The organism is Rhodococcus sp. RD6.2, assembly GCF_001040705.1.
In the GTDB taxonomy this organism is placed as follows: Bacteria; Actinomycetota; Actinomycetes; order Mycobacteriales; family Mycobacteriaceae; genus Rhodococcus_G.
The window spans coordinates 268,509-282,961 of the sequence record NZ_CVQP01000006.1; the positions used below are offsets into that span (position 1 = coordinate 268,509).

Genomic DNA, 14,453 nt, shown 5'->3' on the forward strand with positions numbered 1-14,453 from the left:
GAAAGCGGGGTTCGTCAGTGAAGGTTGCAGGCAAGGTTGCCGTCGTCACCGGTGGAGGGGGAGGGATCGGCGGAGCGATCGCCCGGTCACTCTCCGACGCGGGCGCCCGAGTCGTCGTCGCCGACCTCAGCGGCTCGACGGCACAGGCTGTTGCCGACAAGATCAACGCCGACCATCCGGGTACCGCGGTCGCAGCGGGCGGCGACGTCGCGGACACCGAGGTGATCCGTGGCCTGATCGCGCTGGCGGAGAGCGAGTTCGGTCCCGTCGACATGTACTTCGCGAATGCCGGTATCACCGGAGCGCCCGGGCTCGACGCCGACGAGGCCGCGTGGGACCTCTCGTTGGATGTCAACCTGCGTGCGCACATCCGCGCCGCTCAGTTGCTGGTTCCGGGTTGGGTCGAGCGCGGTGACGGCTACTTCGTCAGCACGGCGTCCGCGGCCGGCCTGCTCACCCAGATCGGCGGTGCCACCTACGCCGTCACGAAGCACGCCGCGGTCGGCTTCGCCGAATGGCTCAGCGTCACCTACGGCGACCAGGGCGTGAAGGTCAGCTGCCTGTGCCCGCAGGGCGTCAACACCAAGCTCCTGTTCCCCGACGACGGCGCACCGGACGGGCTCTCCGAGACGGCGGCCAAGGCCGTCACCGCGGCAGGTGACGTTCTCGAACCCTCGCAGGTCGCGGCCGACGTCCTCGCCGCCATCGACGCCGAGCGGTTCCTGATCCTCCCGCATCCCAAGGTGCTCGACATGTACCGGCACAAGGGTGCCGACTACGACCGCTGGCTGCGCGGCATGCGCCGCTACCAGGCGTCCCTCCAGCAGAACTGACGCCCGTACGCGGCCACTCGATCATTCGAATCCCTTCCACCCCAGGAGTGCTCATGTCCCTGTTCGACACCTCGGAACGCGCCCAGCAGTTGCAGAAGGAACTGCTCGACTTCATGGACTCGCACGTCTACCCGGCCGAGGCCGTGTACGAGGAGCAGATGCGCGAGTCCGGCAACCCGCATTTCCAGCCGCCCGTCCTCGAGGAGCTCAAGGCCGAGGCCAAGAAGCGCGGCCTCTGGAACCTCTTCCACCCGCACCCCGGTACCGGCGCCGGCCTGACGAACCTCGAGTACGCGCCGCTCGCGGAGATCATGGGCCGCAGCCACATCGCGTCCGAGGCATGCAACTGCAACGCCCCCGACACCGGCAACATGGAAGTCCTCCAACTCTTCGGCACCGAGGAGCACAAGGAGAAGTACCTGAAGCCGCTGCTCGACGGCACGATGGCGTCCGCGTTCGCGATGACGGAGCCGGCAGTCGCGAGCTCCGACGCCACCAACGTCGAACTGTCGATGGTCCGCGACGGTGACGACTACGTACTCAATGGCCGTAAGTGGTTCGCGTCCAACGCTCTTCACCAGAACTGCAAGGTGATGATCGTGATGGGCAAGACCGATCCGGACGCGGCGCCGCACCGTCAGCAGTCGATGATGGTCGTGCCGATCGACGCGCCCGGCGTCACCGTCATGCGCGGACTGCCGGTGTTCGGCTACCAGGACCGGGAAGGCCACGCGGAGATCGACTTCCGCGACGTGCGTGTGCCCGCTACGGACGTCCTCAAGGGAGAGGGTGAAGGCTTCGCGATCAGTCAGGCCCGCCTCGGTCCGGGCCGCATCCACCACTGCATGCGCGCGATCGGCATGGCCGAGCGCGCCCTCGAACTGCTGTGCAAGCGGGCCCAGTCGCGGGTGACGTTCGGCAAGCCCGTCGCCGACAACGCCAACATCCAGGATTGGATCGCCGAGGCACGCATCGACATCGAGATGATCCGGTTGCTCACCCTCAAGGCCGCCTACCTGATGGACACGGTCGGCAACAAGGAGGCGCAGACCGAGATCGCCGCCATCAAGGTCGCCGCCCCCACCATCGCGCTGAAGATCGTCGACCGCGCCATCCAGGTGCACGGCGGCGCAGGCGTCACCGACGACTTCCCGCTCGCGATGGCGTACGCGCACCTGCGCACGCTGCGGCTCGCCGACGGACCGGACGAGGTGCACAAGCGCGCCATCGCCCGCCGCGAACTGCGTCAGTACCGCGACCTGCGTCCGGAAGGCAACTGACACCATGAGTACGGACCTGACGGGCCGCACCGCGATCGTCACCGGTGCGTCCCGGGGCATCGGCCTCGCCGCCGCGCAGGCCCTCGCCGACGCGGGCGCCAACGTGGTGCTCACCTCCCGCAAGCAGGAGGCCGCAGACGAGGCAGCGGCGCAGATCCGCGGCAACGCGATCGGTGTCGGCGCCCATGCCGTCGAGGAGGATCAGGCACGCCGCTGTGTCGAGGTGACGCTCGAGACGTTCGGCAGCCTGGACATTCTCGTCAACAATGCGGGCACCAACCCGGCGTTCGGGCCGATGACCGCCCAGGACCACGGACGTTTCGCGAAGACGATGGACGTCAACCTGTGGGCGCCCCTGCTCTGGACCCGTCTGGCCGCGGAAGCGTGGATGGGCGAGCACGGCGGCAGCGTCGTCAACACGGCATCCATCGGTGGGCTCGCGCACGAGGCCGGGATCGGGCTCTACAACGTGTCCAAGGCGGCGTTGATCTACCTGACCAAGCAGCTGTCGTTGGAACTGGCCCCGAGGATCCGGGTCAACGCGGTGGCGCCCGGTGTCGTGCGGACGAAGCTCGCCGAGGCGCTGTGGAAGGAACACGAAGAGCTCGTGGCGGGGTCGACCCCGCTGGCGCGCATCGGTGAACCCGACGACGTTGCGTCCGCGATCGCGTTCCTGGCGTCTGATGCGGCGTCGTGGATCACCGGCGAGACGATGGTCATCGACGGGGGAATGCGCCTCGGCGACGCTCGGGCCTACCGCACCTCGGCGGCCGCCGGTGCCTGACAGCGTGCAGCACGAGGTGGTCGGGATCGATCCGGACGCCGTCACCCGCTGGTTCGGAGACCTCGGCATCGAGGTCTCCGGCGGGCTGACCTTCGACCGGATCGGACTCGGCCAGTCGAATCTCACCTTCCTGGTGCGCGATGCCGAGGGCAGGCGATGGGTGCTGCGTCGTCCGCCGCTCGGCCACCTGCTGGCCTCGGCGCACGACGTCGCGCGCGAGGCGCGGATCATGTCCGCCCTCGCCGACACCGATGTCCCCGCGCCGCGGATCTTCGGGGTCGCACAGGATCCCGCGATCTCCGACGTTCCGCTTGTCCTGATGGAGTTCATCGACGGCCAGGTCGTCGACACGATGGACATCGCGGAATCACTCTCGCCGGAACGCCGCCGGCAGATCGCGGTGTCGCTGCCGCGGACCCTCGCGAGGATCCACGCGGTCGACCTGGACCGGGTCGGCCTGTCCGACCCGGCGAGTCACAAGCCGTACGCGGCCCGTCAGCTCAAGCGGTGGGCAGGTCAGTGGGAGCAGTCCAAGACGCGGGAACTTCCCGAACTCGACGACCTGACACGCCGTTTGGTGGCTGCGGCGCCGGAGCAGACCGAACTCTCGCTCGTCCACGGCGACTTCCACCTGCGCAACGTGATCGTCTCGCGCGACAACGGCGCCGTGATCGGCGCACTGGACTGGGAACTGTCCACGCTCGGAGATCCGTTGGCGGACATGGGATCGATGCTCGCCTACTGGCCGGAACCGGGGGAGGGCACCGGCGGCGACTTCCCGGCGTCGACCCTCGACGGATTCCCGAACCGGGCCGAGATCGCGCAGATCTACCTCGACGAGACCGGACGCGACCCGCAGGCGCTCAAGTTCTGGCACGTCCTCGGGCTGTGGAAGGTCTCGATCATCGCCGAAGGCGTGATGCGCCGCGCGATGGACACCCCCGCCAACAAGGCCGCCGCGGGAACGCCGACCGTCGAACGAATCGATGCGCTCGTACACAAGGCCCGCGAGATTGCGGACGCCGCAGGCATCTGAGCCTGACGCGTCCACCGGTAGCCAACAAGCCAGCAACCAGTGAGGAAGGCAAGACGTATGACACAGGAGCGTAGGACCGCGATCGTCACCGGTGGCGCACGGGGCATCGGTGCCGCCGTTGCCAAGAAGCTCGCATCCGACGGGTACGCCGTCGCCGTCGTCGACCTCGACGAGTCCGCGTGCGTTGCGACCGTCGACGCCATCGAGGCCGCGGGCGGCTCCGCCCTCGCCGTCGGTGCGAACGTCGCGGACGAGGACTCGGTCGCCGCCGCGGTCGAGCGGGTCGCCACCGAACTCGGCGCACCCACCGTCCTGATCAACAATGCGGGCATCACCCGCGACAACCTGCTGTTCAAGATGAGCGTCGAGGACTGGGACTCGGTGATGAACGTGCACCTGCGTGGCTCGTTCCTGATGACTCGCGCCGTCCAGAAGCACATGGTGGACGCCAAGTTCGGTCGCGTCGTCAATCTGTCGAGCGTTTCCGCTCTCGGCAACCGCGGCCAGGCCAACTACTCGGCCGCCAAGGCGGGCGTGCAGGGCTTCACGAAGACCCTCGCGATAGAGCTCGGCCGGTACGGCGTCACCGCCAACGCGATCGCCCCCGGCTTCATCGAGACCGAGATGACCGCCGCCACCGCCGCGCGTATGGGCGTCGACTTCGAGGACATGAAGAAGGCCGCCGCCGCGGAGATCCCGGTCGCGCGCGTCGGACAGCCCGAGGACATCGCGAACACCGCCTCGTTCCTCGCGAGCGAGGGCGCCGGCTTCGTCTCCGGTCAGGTCATCTACGTCGCCGGCGGTCCGAAGGACTGACCGCAGGAAGCGACCGAAGGAGCTTTGGTGGACGCAGCGCTCGTGCAGCAGGCGGTGCTGGCTATGCCGATGGCCCGCACCATCGGTCTGGAGTTCGTCAGCCTCGGTGACGGCAGGTCCGAGGTCGAGATTCCGATGCTCGACGAGTTCACGTTCGTCCCGGGCCGGCTGCAGGCGACCGCCGTGTTCGCGATCGCGGACTTCGCGGCCGTCTCGGCGGCGGGCACCCTGCTGCCCGACGGGGCGGCGAACGCCACTGTCGACGCGACGATCAAGCTGTTCGCGCCGGCCGCGGGTGTGGCTCTGCGCGCTCGTGGCCGGGTGGTCGACGATGCTCGTCTGCTCACGGTGTGCGCGGCGGACGTGTATGCGGTCGACGAAGCCGGCAACGAGACCCACTGTGCCAGCCTGCTCGGGACGGCACGAAACCTGTTGCCCCGCTGACACGATCAATCCACGGAACCAACCACTGAGGAGAAGAACATGAAGGCATGGCGCGTCAACGAACTCGGTGAGGCCCGCGACGTCCTGAAGCTCGAGGACGTGGCCGACCCGGTCGCGGGCGACAGGCAGGTTCTTGTGCGGACGCTGGCGACACCGGCGAACTTCCCGGACGTCCTGCTCTGCCGCGGTGAGTACCAGATCAAGCCGCCGCTACCGTTCACGCCCGGCGTCGAGCTGTGCGGCGAGGTCGTCGCGGTCGGCGCGGGCGTCACCCGGGCCGCGGTCGGTGACCGGGTCGTCGGCACCCCCGTCCTGCCCGGCGGAGCGTTCGCCGAGTACGCGGTGCTCGACCAGGCGAACGTGTTCCCCGCCCCGCAGGCACTCGACGACGCCGAGGCCGCCGCGCTGAGCATCGGGTACCAGACGGCATGGTTCGCGCTGCACCGTCGCACGCAGATCGCCGAGGGCGACTACCTGCTCGTGCACGCCGCTGCCGGCGGAGTCGGCAGTGCAGCCGTGCAACTCGGGAAGGCCGCGGGCGCCACAGTCATCGGCGTCGTAGGCGGACCGGAGAAGGCCGCGTACGCCAAGGAACTCGGTGCCGACCTGGTGATCGACCGGCGTTCCGAGGACTTCGTCCAAGCCGTCAAGGAGTTCACCGGCGGACATGGCGCCGACATCGTCTTCGATCCGGTCGGCGGCGACGCCTACGCCGGGTCGACCAAGTGCATCGCGTTCGAGGGGCGGATCGTCGTCATCGGCTTCGCGGGCGGCACCATCCCGCGGCCCGCCCTGAACCATGCACTGATCAAGAACTATTCGATTGTCGGCCTGCACTGGGGTCTGTACCAGGCGAAGAACCCGGCAGTCATCGACGACTGCCACGCCGAACTGACACGGCTCGCCGACGAGGGCCTGCTGCGTCCGCTGATCGGTGAGCGACTGGCGCTCACCGACGTCGCCGACGGCGTCGGGCGCCTCGGTGACGGAACCACCGTCGGCCGCCTCGTCTTCCAGCCCTGAACCCCACGAACGGAGTTCCCATGAGGGAAGCAGTCATCGTCTCGACCGCCCGCACGCCGATCGGTAAGGCGTATCGCGGTGCGTTCAACGACACCCAGGGCCAGGAGTTGGCCGGGCATGCGATCAAGCACGCCGTGGAGCGCGCCGGCCTCGACGGCGGGGAGGTGGAGGACGTCGTGCTCGGCGCGGCGCTGCAGCAGGGCTCGACCGGCGGCAACGTCGCACGCCAGGCCCTGCTGCGCGGCGGCCTGCCGGACACCGTCTCCGGGATGAGCGTGGACCGGCAGTGTGCGTCCGGTCTGATGGCGATCGCGACCGCCGCGAAGCAGATCGTGCACGACGGCATGCAGATCACCGTCGGTGGCGGCGTGGAGTCGATCTCGCTGGTGCAGAACGATCACATGAACAACCACCGCGCGGCCGACCCGTGGCTGGTGGCGAACGTGCCGTCGATCTACATGCCGATGCTGCACACCGCCGAGATCGTCGCCGAACGCTACGGCGTGAGCCGTGAACGGCAGGACGAGATGGCGCTGCTGTCGCAGCAGCGCACCGCCGCCGCGCAGGAAGCCGGCCGGTTCGACGCGGAGATCGTGCCGCTCACGTCGATCATGAAGGTCGTAGACAAGGCGACGGGGGAGGTGTCGGAGCAGGAGGTCACGCTCACCGAGGACGAGGGCAACCGCCCGTCCACCACCCTGGAATCGCTTGCAGCGCTGAAGACTGTGTTGCCGGATGGCAAGGTCACCGCGCACTCGACGATCACCGCGGGCAACGCATCACAGCTCTCCGACGGCGCGTCGGCGTCCGTGCTGATGGAGGCGGAGGAGGCGTCGCGCCGCGGGCTGACTCCGCTCGGCACCTACCGCGGCATCGCGGTTGCGGGGTGCGGTCCGGACGAGATGGGTATCGGTCCGGTGTTCGCGATCCCGAAGCTGCTCAAGGCGCACGGACTGACCGTTGACGACATCGGTCTGTGGGAGCTCAACGAGGCGTTCGCGTCGCAGGCCGTGTACTGCCGAGACGAACTCGGTATCGACCCGGAGCGGTACAACGTCGACGGTGGCGGAATCTCCGTCGGTCACCCGTACGGCATGACCGGTGCCCGGCTCGTCGGCCACTCGCTGATCGAGGGCAAACGTCGAGGCGTTCGGTACGTCGTCGTCACCATGTGCATCGGCGGCGGGATGGGTGCGGCCGGACTGTTCGAGGTCGCGCTGTGACCGGGCTGTTCGACGTCGCGGGCAAGAACGTCGTCGTCACCGGCGGCACCCGTGGCATCGGGTTGATGATCGCGAAGGGGTTCGCGGAAGCCGGTGCGCGGGTGATCATCTCGTCGCGCAAGCCCGACGCCTGCGCATCCGCCGCGGCGGAACTGTCCGCGTTCGGCGACGTGGTGGCGCACCCGGCGGATCTTTCGACCGAGCAGGGTGTCGCGGACCTCGCGGCCTTCGTCGCGCGGACGTTCGACCGCGTCGACGTCCTCGTCAACAACGCGGGCGCCACCTGGGGTGCGCCCGTCGACGAGTTCCCGGCATCGGGTTTCGACAAGATCATGAACGTCAACGTGAAGTCGGTGTTCCTGCTGACCCAGCAACTGCTTCCGCAGCTGCGTGCGGCGGCGAGCATCGACTCGCCCGCCCGGGTGATCAACGTCGGGTCGATCGACGGCATCGTGGTGTCGGGGAGCGAGAACTTCTCGTACGGCGCGTCGAAGGCGGCCGTGCACATGCTCACCCGCAAGCTCGCCGCAACCCTCGCATCCGAGCGCATCACCGTCAATGCCGTTGCACCGGGACCGTTCCCGACGAAGATGATGGCGTTCGTGCTCGACAACCCGGACGCCCGCGCCGCGGTCGAGGGCAACGTCCCGCTGGGTCGCGTCGGCAGCCCCGACGACATCGCAGGCACCGCGATCTTCCTGTCGTCGCGTGCAGGTGCCTATCTCACCGGCACCGTGATCCCGGTCGACGGGGGTATCAGCGGCACCCGCTGACGCGTGTGCGAACGTGGTCGTACAGCAGTGGGTCGCGGGAGTGGGTCGGTGAACCGAACCCACTCCCGCGACGGCGTCGGCGGGGGATCCACCCGCCGATGCGCAGTGAAAGGCAGGAAGCCGTGGCACATTTCGACGAGATCCTCGACCTCGAGGAGCGGGCGCCGGACACGTTCCGCTCCCGCCCGATTCCGAGCGAGCTTCCCAAGACGTTCGGTGGTCAGGTCGCCGGTCAGGCGTTGATGGCTGCGGCGCGCACCGTCGACGCGGCGTTTCGGGTGCACTCCGTGCACGCCTACTTCCTGCGTCCCGGCCGGGTCCTCGATCCCACCGACTTCACCGTCGACCGGATCCGGGACGGCGGCAGTTTCGGAACCCGCCGGGTCACCGGAACCCAAGGTGGTGAAGCCATTTTCACGATGATGGCCTCCTTCCACCGCGGCGACGACGGATTCTCCCACCAGGCCGTCATGCCCGACGTGCCCGGACCGGAGGAACTGGCGGGTGGGGATGACCCCGTCGGACTCGCGGAATGGGCGGGCTGGGACCGCCGCTGGGTTCCCCGGGACGCCGCGGACGGCGATCCGACCCGGCAGCGGCTGTGGATCCGGCACCGGGAACGGCTGTCCGACGCCCCCGTCGTGCACGCCTGCGCGCTGACCTATCTCACCGACATGGATCTCCTCGACAGCGCGCTGCTCCCGCATCCCCGCCGGAACCTGCAGGGCGCGTCCCTCGACCACACGCTCTGGTTCGTCCGCGACTTCCGCGCCGACGAGTGGCTCCTCCACGACCAGGAGTCGCCGTCCTCGGAATCCGGCAGGGCACTGGTCACGGGGCGGCTGTTCGACACCGAGGGCAGGCTCGTGGCGATCGCGGCGCAGGAGGGTCTGCTTCGGTTCGCTCGAACGGAGTCCGGTCGATGACGGCAGTTGCACCCGCGGACACGGGCACGGGCACGTCCAGCGCGGTGTCGAGGCTGATGCTGCCGGTGTTGAGCCTGACCGTGACGACCGTCGCGATGATGCAGACCATGGTCGTGCCGGTCATCGGCCGGATCGGGGATCAACTCGACGTCGGCACCACCGCCGTCGGCTGGGTGCTGACCGCGAACCTGCTCGCCGCCGCGGTGTCGACACCGATCCTCGGCAGACTCGCCGACCTGCGTGGTAAACGCCCGGTACTGATCGGGATTCTCGTCGTCGTGCTGTGCGGCTCGCTGCTCGCCGCGTTCACCCACACACTGCCGCTGCTGATCCTGGGCCGGGTGCTGCAGGGCGCGTCGTTCGCGCTGTTCCCGATCGGTATCGCGATTCTGCGCGACGAGTTGCCCGCCGAGCGACTGGTGGGCGCGATGGGTCTGCTCTCGGGCATGCTCGGCGTCGGCGGTGGAGTCGGCATGGTGGTGACCGGACTGCTGGTGCACGACGACACCGACTACCGCCGGGTGTTCTGGTTCACGGCGATCGTCGGTCTCGTCGTCCTGGTCGCGGCGATGGCGTCGATTCCCGCTCGGCCGAGTGTCGCGTCCGGGCCACTGGACTGGACCGGCGCCGCGCTGCTTGCGGTCGGGTTGGTGCTGCTGCTGTTGGCGCTGTCGGAGGGTGCGCGGTGGGGGTGGGTCTCGCTGCCGACGATCGGGTGCGCCGTCGGCGGGATCGTCGTGCTCGGAGGGTGGTTCGCGTTCGAGCGTGGCGCCGCGCATCCGCTGGTGCCGCCGCAGATGCTGACCCGTCGACCGGTCCTAGTCGCGAACCTCACCGCGCTGCTGGTCGGTGCCGCCTTGTTCGTCGGATTCCTGGCCTGCGCGTACCTCGTGCAGGCGCCGCGCGAGGTCGCGGGCTACGGATTCGACGCGACGGTCCTGGAGACAGGTGCGGTGTACCTGCTGCCCGGTGCGGTGGTCGGCGTGATCGCGTCGGCGTGCAGCGGACGGTTGCTGAACCGGTTCCGTCCCCGCGGCGTGCTGATCGGCGCCTGCCTGCTGGGCGTCGCCGGGTTCGTGCTCGCCGCCCTGTCTCATGACGCCGTCGCACCGGTGATCGTCGCGATGACGGCGGTGCAGGTGTTCATCAGCCTGGCGTATGCGGCGCTGCCCGCGATGATCGTGGTGGAGGTCGACCAGTCCGAGACCGGCATCGCGAACAGCGTCAACTCGATCGCCCGCACCATCGGCAGTTCGTTGTCGAGTGCGTTGATATCCACCCTGCTGACGATTCTCACGGTCACGGGGACAGCCGTTCCGCGGGAGGCTGCCTTCGTCATCGCATTCGCGGTCGGAGCAGGCGTGGCAGGACTTGCCTTGCTGCTCACGGTGCTGGTGAGAGACGCCACTGCCCCGACGATTTAGTTGTTGGCTGCAACCAAATAGGTGTATGGTTTCCTGCAGCAACTAGTTGGAGGTGTGATGGTCAGCGCGGAATCGGCGTCGAACCTGATCGAGTCGCTGCGCGGGCTGGTTCGTCAGACTCGTGCGAAGGCCGCACGCAGCGCACACATCGGGATGCTGCCGCCGCCACTCGGCGCCCTGCTCACACACGTCGCGTGCTCGCAGGGGCACCGCCCGAGCGCGGTAGCGGAGGACCTGCGAGTCACGCAGTCCGCGCTGAGCAGGCAGATCGCACACGCCGAGTCGCTCGGCTATGTCGTCCGGACGCCCGACCCGCTCGACGGGCGCGCCAGCCTGCTGTCGCTCTCGGAAGCCGGAGCCGAGGCTCTTCGTGTGCATCGCGAAGTCCAACTGGAGTGGTTCCTCTCGGTGATGACCGAGTGGACCGACGAGGAAGTGGATGCGTTGACCGCCTCCGTCGGCAGGCTGCGCGATGCCGTCGCCGACGAGCCGCGGTCCGTGGCGTCCTCGCGCTGAACACCGGCGCGGAACCCCGCGCCCCTCCTTGTGCACGGTCGACTCCCGACGTCGGCCGTGTTCGTACTTCCACCGTTCGTTTCGACAGGAGTCACCATGAGTTCGTCCGCTGCCCCGGACAGTCCGCCAGACATGGACGCATCGTCCGGCGTGATGACGCACAAGCAACGCATCGAGGCGCTCGTCGGCATTCTCCTCGGCATGTTCGTCGCGTTCCTGTCGTCGACGATCGTCTCGAACGCGCTGCCGACGATCATCACCGAACTGCACGGCACCCAGGACCAGTACACCTGGATCGTCACCGCGACCCTGCTCGCGTCCACCGCGACGACCCCGATCTGGGGCAAGTTCGCCGACCTGGCCAGCAAGAAGCTGCTCGTGCAGCTGTCGCTGGTGCTCTTCACCCTGGGGTCGGTCCTCGCCGGATTCTCGACCAGTGTCCCGTGGCTGATCGGTTTCCGCGTGGTCCAGGGCCTCGGCCTCGGTGGCCTGCAGGCGCTAGGCATCATCGTGATCGCCGCCATGTTCAGCCCGCGTGAGCGCGGTCGCTACCAGGGGCCGATGGCTGCCGTGATGGCTGTCGCGACCGTGGCCGGTCCGCTGCTCGGCGGCTTGATCGTCGACACGAGCTGGCTCGGATGGCGCTGGTGCTTCTTCGTCGGTGCACCCCTCGCCGTGATCGCGCTCGTCGTCATCGGACGCACCCTGAACCTGCCCGTCGTCAAGCGGGACGACGTGAAGATCGACTACGTGGGTGCGACCCTGATCGCCGCCGGCGTGAGCGTGCTCCTGATCTGGGTCACCCTGGCAGGCAAGAACTTCGCGTGGGCTTCGGCGACCTCCTACGAGCTCGTCGCCGTGGGTGTGGTGCTGCTCGGGCTGGCCGTCTACACGGAGACGAAGGCGAAGGACCCGGTTGTCCCGCTGCGCTTGTTCCGGGACCGCACCATGACGCTTGCCACCCTCGCCAGCATCGGTGTCGGTGTCGCGATGTTCGGTGGTGCCGTCTTCCTGGGGCAGTACTTCCAGATCGCCCGCGGCTACTCGCCGACAGTTGCCGGACTGCTGACCCTGCCGATGGTGATCGGGTCGATGCTCTCCGCCACCGTTTCCGGGTCACTCATCACCAAATACGGCAAGTGGAAGCGCTACCTGGTGGCCGGCGGCATCGGCATGGCGACGGGCTTCCTGCTGCTCGGCACCACGGACCACGCGACCAATATGGGCCTGATCGCCCTCTACCTGTTCATCCTGGGTGCCGGCATGGGTATGACCATGCAGAACCTGGTGTTGCCCGTGCAGAACAACGTCGCCCCGACCGATCTCGGCTCGGCCAGCGCGACGGTCGCCTTCTTCCGGTCGCTCGGCGGTGCGGCGGGTGTCTCCGTGCTCGGTGCGGTGCTCTCCACTCACGTCACGGACCTGACCACGAAGGGACTCACCGACGCAGGCGTGGACTTGAGCAAGGCGGGCGGTTCCGGAGCAGGGCTGTCGAACCTCAACGAACTGCCCGAGCAGATCGGCGACATCGTGCGAGGTGCCTACGGTGATGCGACTGCGCGGGTCTTCATGATCGCGGGCATCCTCGCGCTGCTGAGCCTCGTCGCGATCGCTTTCCTCAAGGAGGTCGCATTGAAGACGGACAGCGCGATGGAGCAACTCGCCGCGGCAGAGCGGGCGGCGCAGGCCGCGGCCGACACCCTCTCGATCGGCGGCGCGGACAGCGAGATGATCTCCGAGGTCGACGAGCTGGAAGACAAGGCGGAGCGCGCGAGTCGCAGCAAGCTCTGACGGGCCGATCCGTGTGGGGCCCTCCCGGTTTCCGGGAGGGCCCCATCTTCGTACTGGCTACATTGGGTGGATGACCACGACACTCGGCCGCACCCGGCGCCGAACCCTCGCCTGGGTCGCCGCGATCACGGCAGTGCTGGCCGTCGCCCTGGCCGGAATCCTCTGGCTGGTGCCGAGTCGCTACCTGCCATGGGACACCACGCCGTTTCCCGACGTCGACCGGACCGCGCTGTCCGCCGAACAGGTGGCGGTGGTGGACCTGCTCGAAGCCGAACACGACGCGCAGCGACCAGGCACCTTCTACTCCGAGGGTGTCGATCAGGCGTGGTGCGCGAACTTCGTCAGCTGGATCATGAGGGAAGCGGGCATGCCGCTGTCGAACCCGAACTCGGGGCACTGGCGCATCCCCGGTGTCTACACGCTGCAGGAGTACTACGAGTCGGTGGGACGGTTCGAGGCGGCAGGCACCGGCTACCGGCCGGTTGTCGGCGACGTCGTGCTCTACGACAACACCAGCTGGGTCGGCCAGCACACGAACGTCGTCGTCGCGGTCGACGGCGACACCGCGACCACCGTCGGCGGCAACGAAATGGGCCGGATTCGCGTCCACACCGTCGACTGGGCGACGGATTCCGCGGTCGTCGGGTTCGGGCGGCTGTCCGCGGCGTGAGGCGGGGATGATCGGCGCCCTCCGTGGGTAACCAACGTCGAACAGCTCACACCGCCTGCCGCGGCGTCGAGCCCCGACAACCCGGAGGCGGACATGACCGAGAATTCCGTGCAGCGCGCGGTCGACAGGGCCACCGGCAGCACCGTGTTCGAACGAGCGGCACGGGGCGGGCACGTGATGAGCGGGTTCGTGCACCTGCTGATCGGGTACATCGTCGTCAGGCTCGCGTTCGGTGGCGGCGGCACGGCCGACCAGTCGGGAGCGCTGGGCACGCTCGCCTCGACCACAGGTGGCGCGATCGTCCTGTGGATCGCCGTCGTCGTCTTCGTCGCGTTGGGACTGTGGCGCCTCGCGGAAACCGTGATCGGTCCGCACGCCACCGAGACCACATCGCAGGAAGAGGTGTCACTGGTCGACCGGGCCAAGGCATTCGGATTAGCGGTTGTCTACTTCGCGTTCGCGTACTCCGCGTACCAGTTCGCGCGGGGAAGCGGCAAGTCCAGTGGGGAACAGAACGCGGGCCTGAGCGCCCGGCTGATGGAGTCGGGTGGCGGCAAGGCGGTTCTCGTCGCGGTCGGGCTCTTTGCCGTCGCGATCGGCGGCTACCACGTGTACAAGGGCGCATCGAAGAACTTCCTCGACGACCTGAAGACGTCGGGTGGGAAGGCCGTCACGCTGCTCGGCGTCATCGGTTACGTCGCGAAAGGACTCGCGATCGTGGGCGCCGGGATCCTCGTGATCGTCGCGACCCTGCGGTCGGACCCGTCGAAGGCCACCGGCCTCGACGGTGCGGTCAAGACCCTGGGCGAGGCACCTTTCGGGCAGATCGCCCTGGTGTTGGCCGGTGCGGGGATCGCGACGTACGGGCTGTACAGCTTCGTCATGGCCCGGTACGCCCGGATGTGACGACGCGA

The 14,453-nt window shown here is 68.4% G+C and carries 15 protein-coding genes; all 15 read left to right on the top strand.

Annotation, left to right across the window (positions count from 1 at the left end):
• The first annotated feature begins 17 nt into the window (after positions 1 to 17).
• The 15 genes from RHCRD62_RS11430 to RHCRD62_RS11500 all read left to right on the top strand — a co-directional run bounded on the left by RHCRD62_RS11430 (position 18) and on the right by RHCRD62_RS11500 (position 14,445).
• The gene (locus RHCRD62_RS11430; protein WP_050064822.1) at positions 18 to 833 is read left to right on the top strand and encodes an SDR family oxidoreductase; all 816 of its coding nucleotides are present in this window, start codon (positions 18 to 20) and stop codon (positions 831 to 833) included.
• A gap of 53 nt (positions 834 to 886) precedes the next feature.
• Positions 887 to 2,113 carry an acyl-CoA dehydrogenase family protein gene (locus RHCRD62_RS11435; RefSeq protein ID WP_050065233.1) on the top strand — a complete coding sequence of 409 codons (1,227 nt, stop codon included), beginning with the start codon at positions 887 to 889 and terminating at the stop codon, positions 2,111 to 2,113.
• Positions 2,114 to 2,117: 4 nt separating this feature from the next.
• Entirely contained in the window at positions 2,118 to 2,897 is a 780-nt protein-coding gene (locus tag RHCRD62_RS11440) for an SDR family oxidoreductase (RefSeq protein WP_050064823.1), read from the top strand.
• The gene (locus RHCRD62_RS11445; protein WP_050064824.1) at positions 2,890 to 3,933 is read left to right on the top strand and encodes a phosphotransferase family protein; all 1,044 of its coding nucleotides are present in this window, start codon (positions 2,890 to 2,892) and stop codon (positions 3,931 to 3,933) included. The genes RHCRD62_RS11440 and RHCRD62_RS11445 overlap by 8 nt, the downstream gene beginning before the upstream one ends.
• 57 nt (positions 3,934 to 3,990) lie before the next feature.
• Entirely contained in the window at positions 3,991 to 4,749 is a 759-nt protein-coding gene (gene fabG / locus RHCRD62_RS11450) for a 3-oxoacyl-ACP reductase FabG (RefSeq protein WP_050064825.1), read from the top strand.
• Between the two features lie 27 nt (positions 4,750 to 4,776).
• Positions 4,777 to 5,193 carry a PaaI family thioesterase gene (locus RHCRD62_RS11455; RefSeq protein WP_216596629.1) on the top strand — a complete coding sequence of 139 codons (417 nt, stop codon included), beginning with the start codon at positions 4,777 to 4,779 and terminating at the stop codon, positions 5,191 to 5,193.
• Between the two features lie 39 nt (positions 5,194 to 5,232).
• Complete coding sequence (locus RHCRD62_RS11460; RefSeq protein WP_050064827.1) at positions 5,233 to 6,216, top strand: NADPH:quinone oxidoreductase family protein; 984 nt, start codon at positions 5,233 to 5,235, stop codon at positions 6,214 to 6,216.
• A 20-nt stretch (positions 6,217 to 6,236) separates the two neighbouring features.
• Positions 6,237 to 7,439, top strand: a complete 1,203-nt coding sequence (locus RHCRD62_RS11465; RefSeq protein WP_050064828.1) for an acetyl-CoA C-acyltransferase — start codon at positions 6,237 to 6,239, stop codon at positions 7,437 to 7,439.
• A complete protein-coding gene (locus RHCRD62_RS11470) occupies positions 7,436 to 8,212 on the top strand; it encodes a glucose 1-dehydrogenase (RefSeq protein WP_050064829.1) in 777 nt (258 codons plus the stop codon). The genes RHCRD62_RS11465 and RHCRD62_RS11470 overlap by 4 nt, the downstream gene beginning before the upstream one ends.
• Positions 8,213 to 8,334: 122 nt before the next feature.
• Positions 8,335 to 9,138: an acyl-CoA thioesterase gene (locus RHCRD62_RS11475; RefSeq protein WP_050064830.1), complete on the top strand. Its 804-nt coding sequence runs from the start codon at positions 8,335 to 8,337 to the stop codon at positions 9,136 to 9,138.
• Positions 9,135 to 10,562 (top strand): MFS transporter, encoded by a 1,428-nt coding sequence (locus RHCRD62_RS11480; RefSeq protein ID WP_050064831.1) that lies wholly within the window; start codon positions 9,135 to 9,137, stop codon positions 10,560 to 10,562. Before RHCRD62_RS11475 ends, RHCRD62_RS11480 begins: the two co-directional genes overlap by 4 nt.
• Before the next feature lie 57 nt (positions 10,563 to 10,619).
• Positions 10,620 to 11,078, top strand: a complete 459-nt coding sequence (locus tag RHCRD62_RS11485) for a MarR family winged helix-turn-helix transcriptional regulator (RefSeq protein WP_050064832.1) — start codon at positions 10,620 to 10,622, stop codon at positions 11,076 to 11,078.
• Positions 11,079 to 11,231: 153 nt separating this feature from the next.
• Positions 11,232 to 12,869 carry an MFS transporter gene (locus tag RHCRD62_RS11490; RefSeq protein WP_084734254.1) on the top strand — a complete coding sequence of 546 codons (1,638 nt, stop codon included), beginning with the start codon at positions 11,232 to 11,234 and terminating at the stop codon, positions 12,867 to 12,869.
• A 70-nt stretch (positions 12,870 to 12,939) separates the two neighbouring features.
• Entirely contained in the window at positions 12,940 to 13,539 is a 600-nt protein-coding gene (locus RHCRD62_RS11495; protein ID WP_050064834.1) for a CHAP domain-containing protein, read from the top strand.
• Positions 13,540 to 13,632: 93 nt separating this feature from the next.
• A complete protein-coding gene (locus tag RHCRD62_RS11500) occupies positions 13,633 to 14,445 on the top strand; it encodes a DUF1206 domain-containing protein (protein ID WP_050064835.1) in 813 nt (270 codons plus the stop codon).
• The last annotated feature ends 8 nt before the right edge of the window (positions 14,446 to 14,453 follow it).

Bases quoted from the DNA above. Each gene is read 5' to 3' on its own strand.
- RHCRD62_RS11490 (WP_084734254.1), top strand. From the start codon at position 11,232: ATGACGCACAAGCAACGCATCGAGGCGCTCGTCGGCATTCTCCTCGGC.
- RHCRD62_RS11480 (WP_050064831.1), top strand. From the start codon at position 9,135: ATGACGGCAGTTGCACCCGCGGACACGGGCACGGGCACGTCCAGCGCG.
- RHCRD62_RS11485 (WP_050064832.1), top strand. From the start codon at position 10,620: ATGGTCAGCGCGGAATCGGCGTCGAACCTGATCGAGTCGCTGCGCGGG.
- RHCRD62_RS11440 (WP_050064823.1), top strand. From the start codon at position 2,118: ATGAGTACGGACCTGACGGGCCGCACCGCGATCGTCACCGGTGCGTCC.
- RHCRD62_RS11495 (WP_050064834.1), top strand. From the start codon at position 12,940: ATGACCACGACACTCGGCCGCACCCGGCGCCGAACCCTCGCCTGGGTC.
- RHCRD62_RS11500 (WP_050064835.1), top strand. From the start codon at position 13,633: ATGACCGAGAATTCCGTGCAGCGCGCGGTCGACAGGGCCACCGGCAGC.
- RHCRD62_RS11435 (WP_050065233.1), top strand. From the start codon at position 887: ATGTCCCTGTTCGACACCTCGGAACGCGCCCAGCAGTTGCAGAAGGAA.
- fabG (WP_050064825.1), top strand. From the start codon at position 3,991: ATGACACAGGAGCGTAGGACCGCGATCGTCACCGGTGGCGCACGGGGC.
- RHCRD62_RS11460 (WP_050064827.1), top strand. From the start codon at position 5,233: ATGAAGGCATGGCGCGTCAACGAACTCGGTGAGGCCCGCGACGTCCTG.
- RHCRD62_RS11465 (WP_050064828.1), top strand. From the start codon at position 6,237: ATGAGGGAAGCAGTCATCGTCTCGACCGCCCGCACGCCGATCGGTAAG.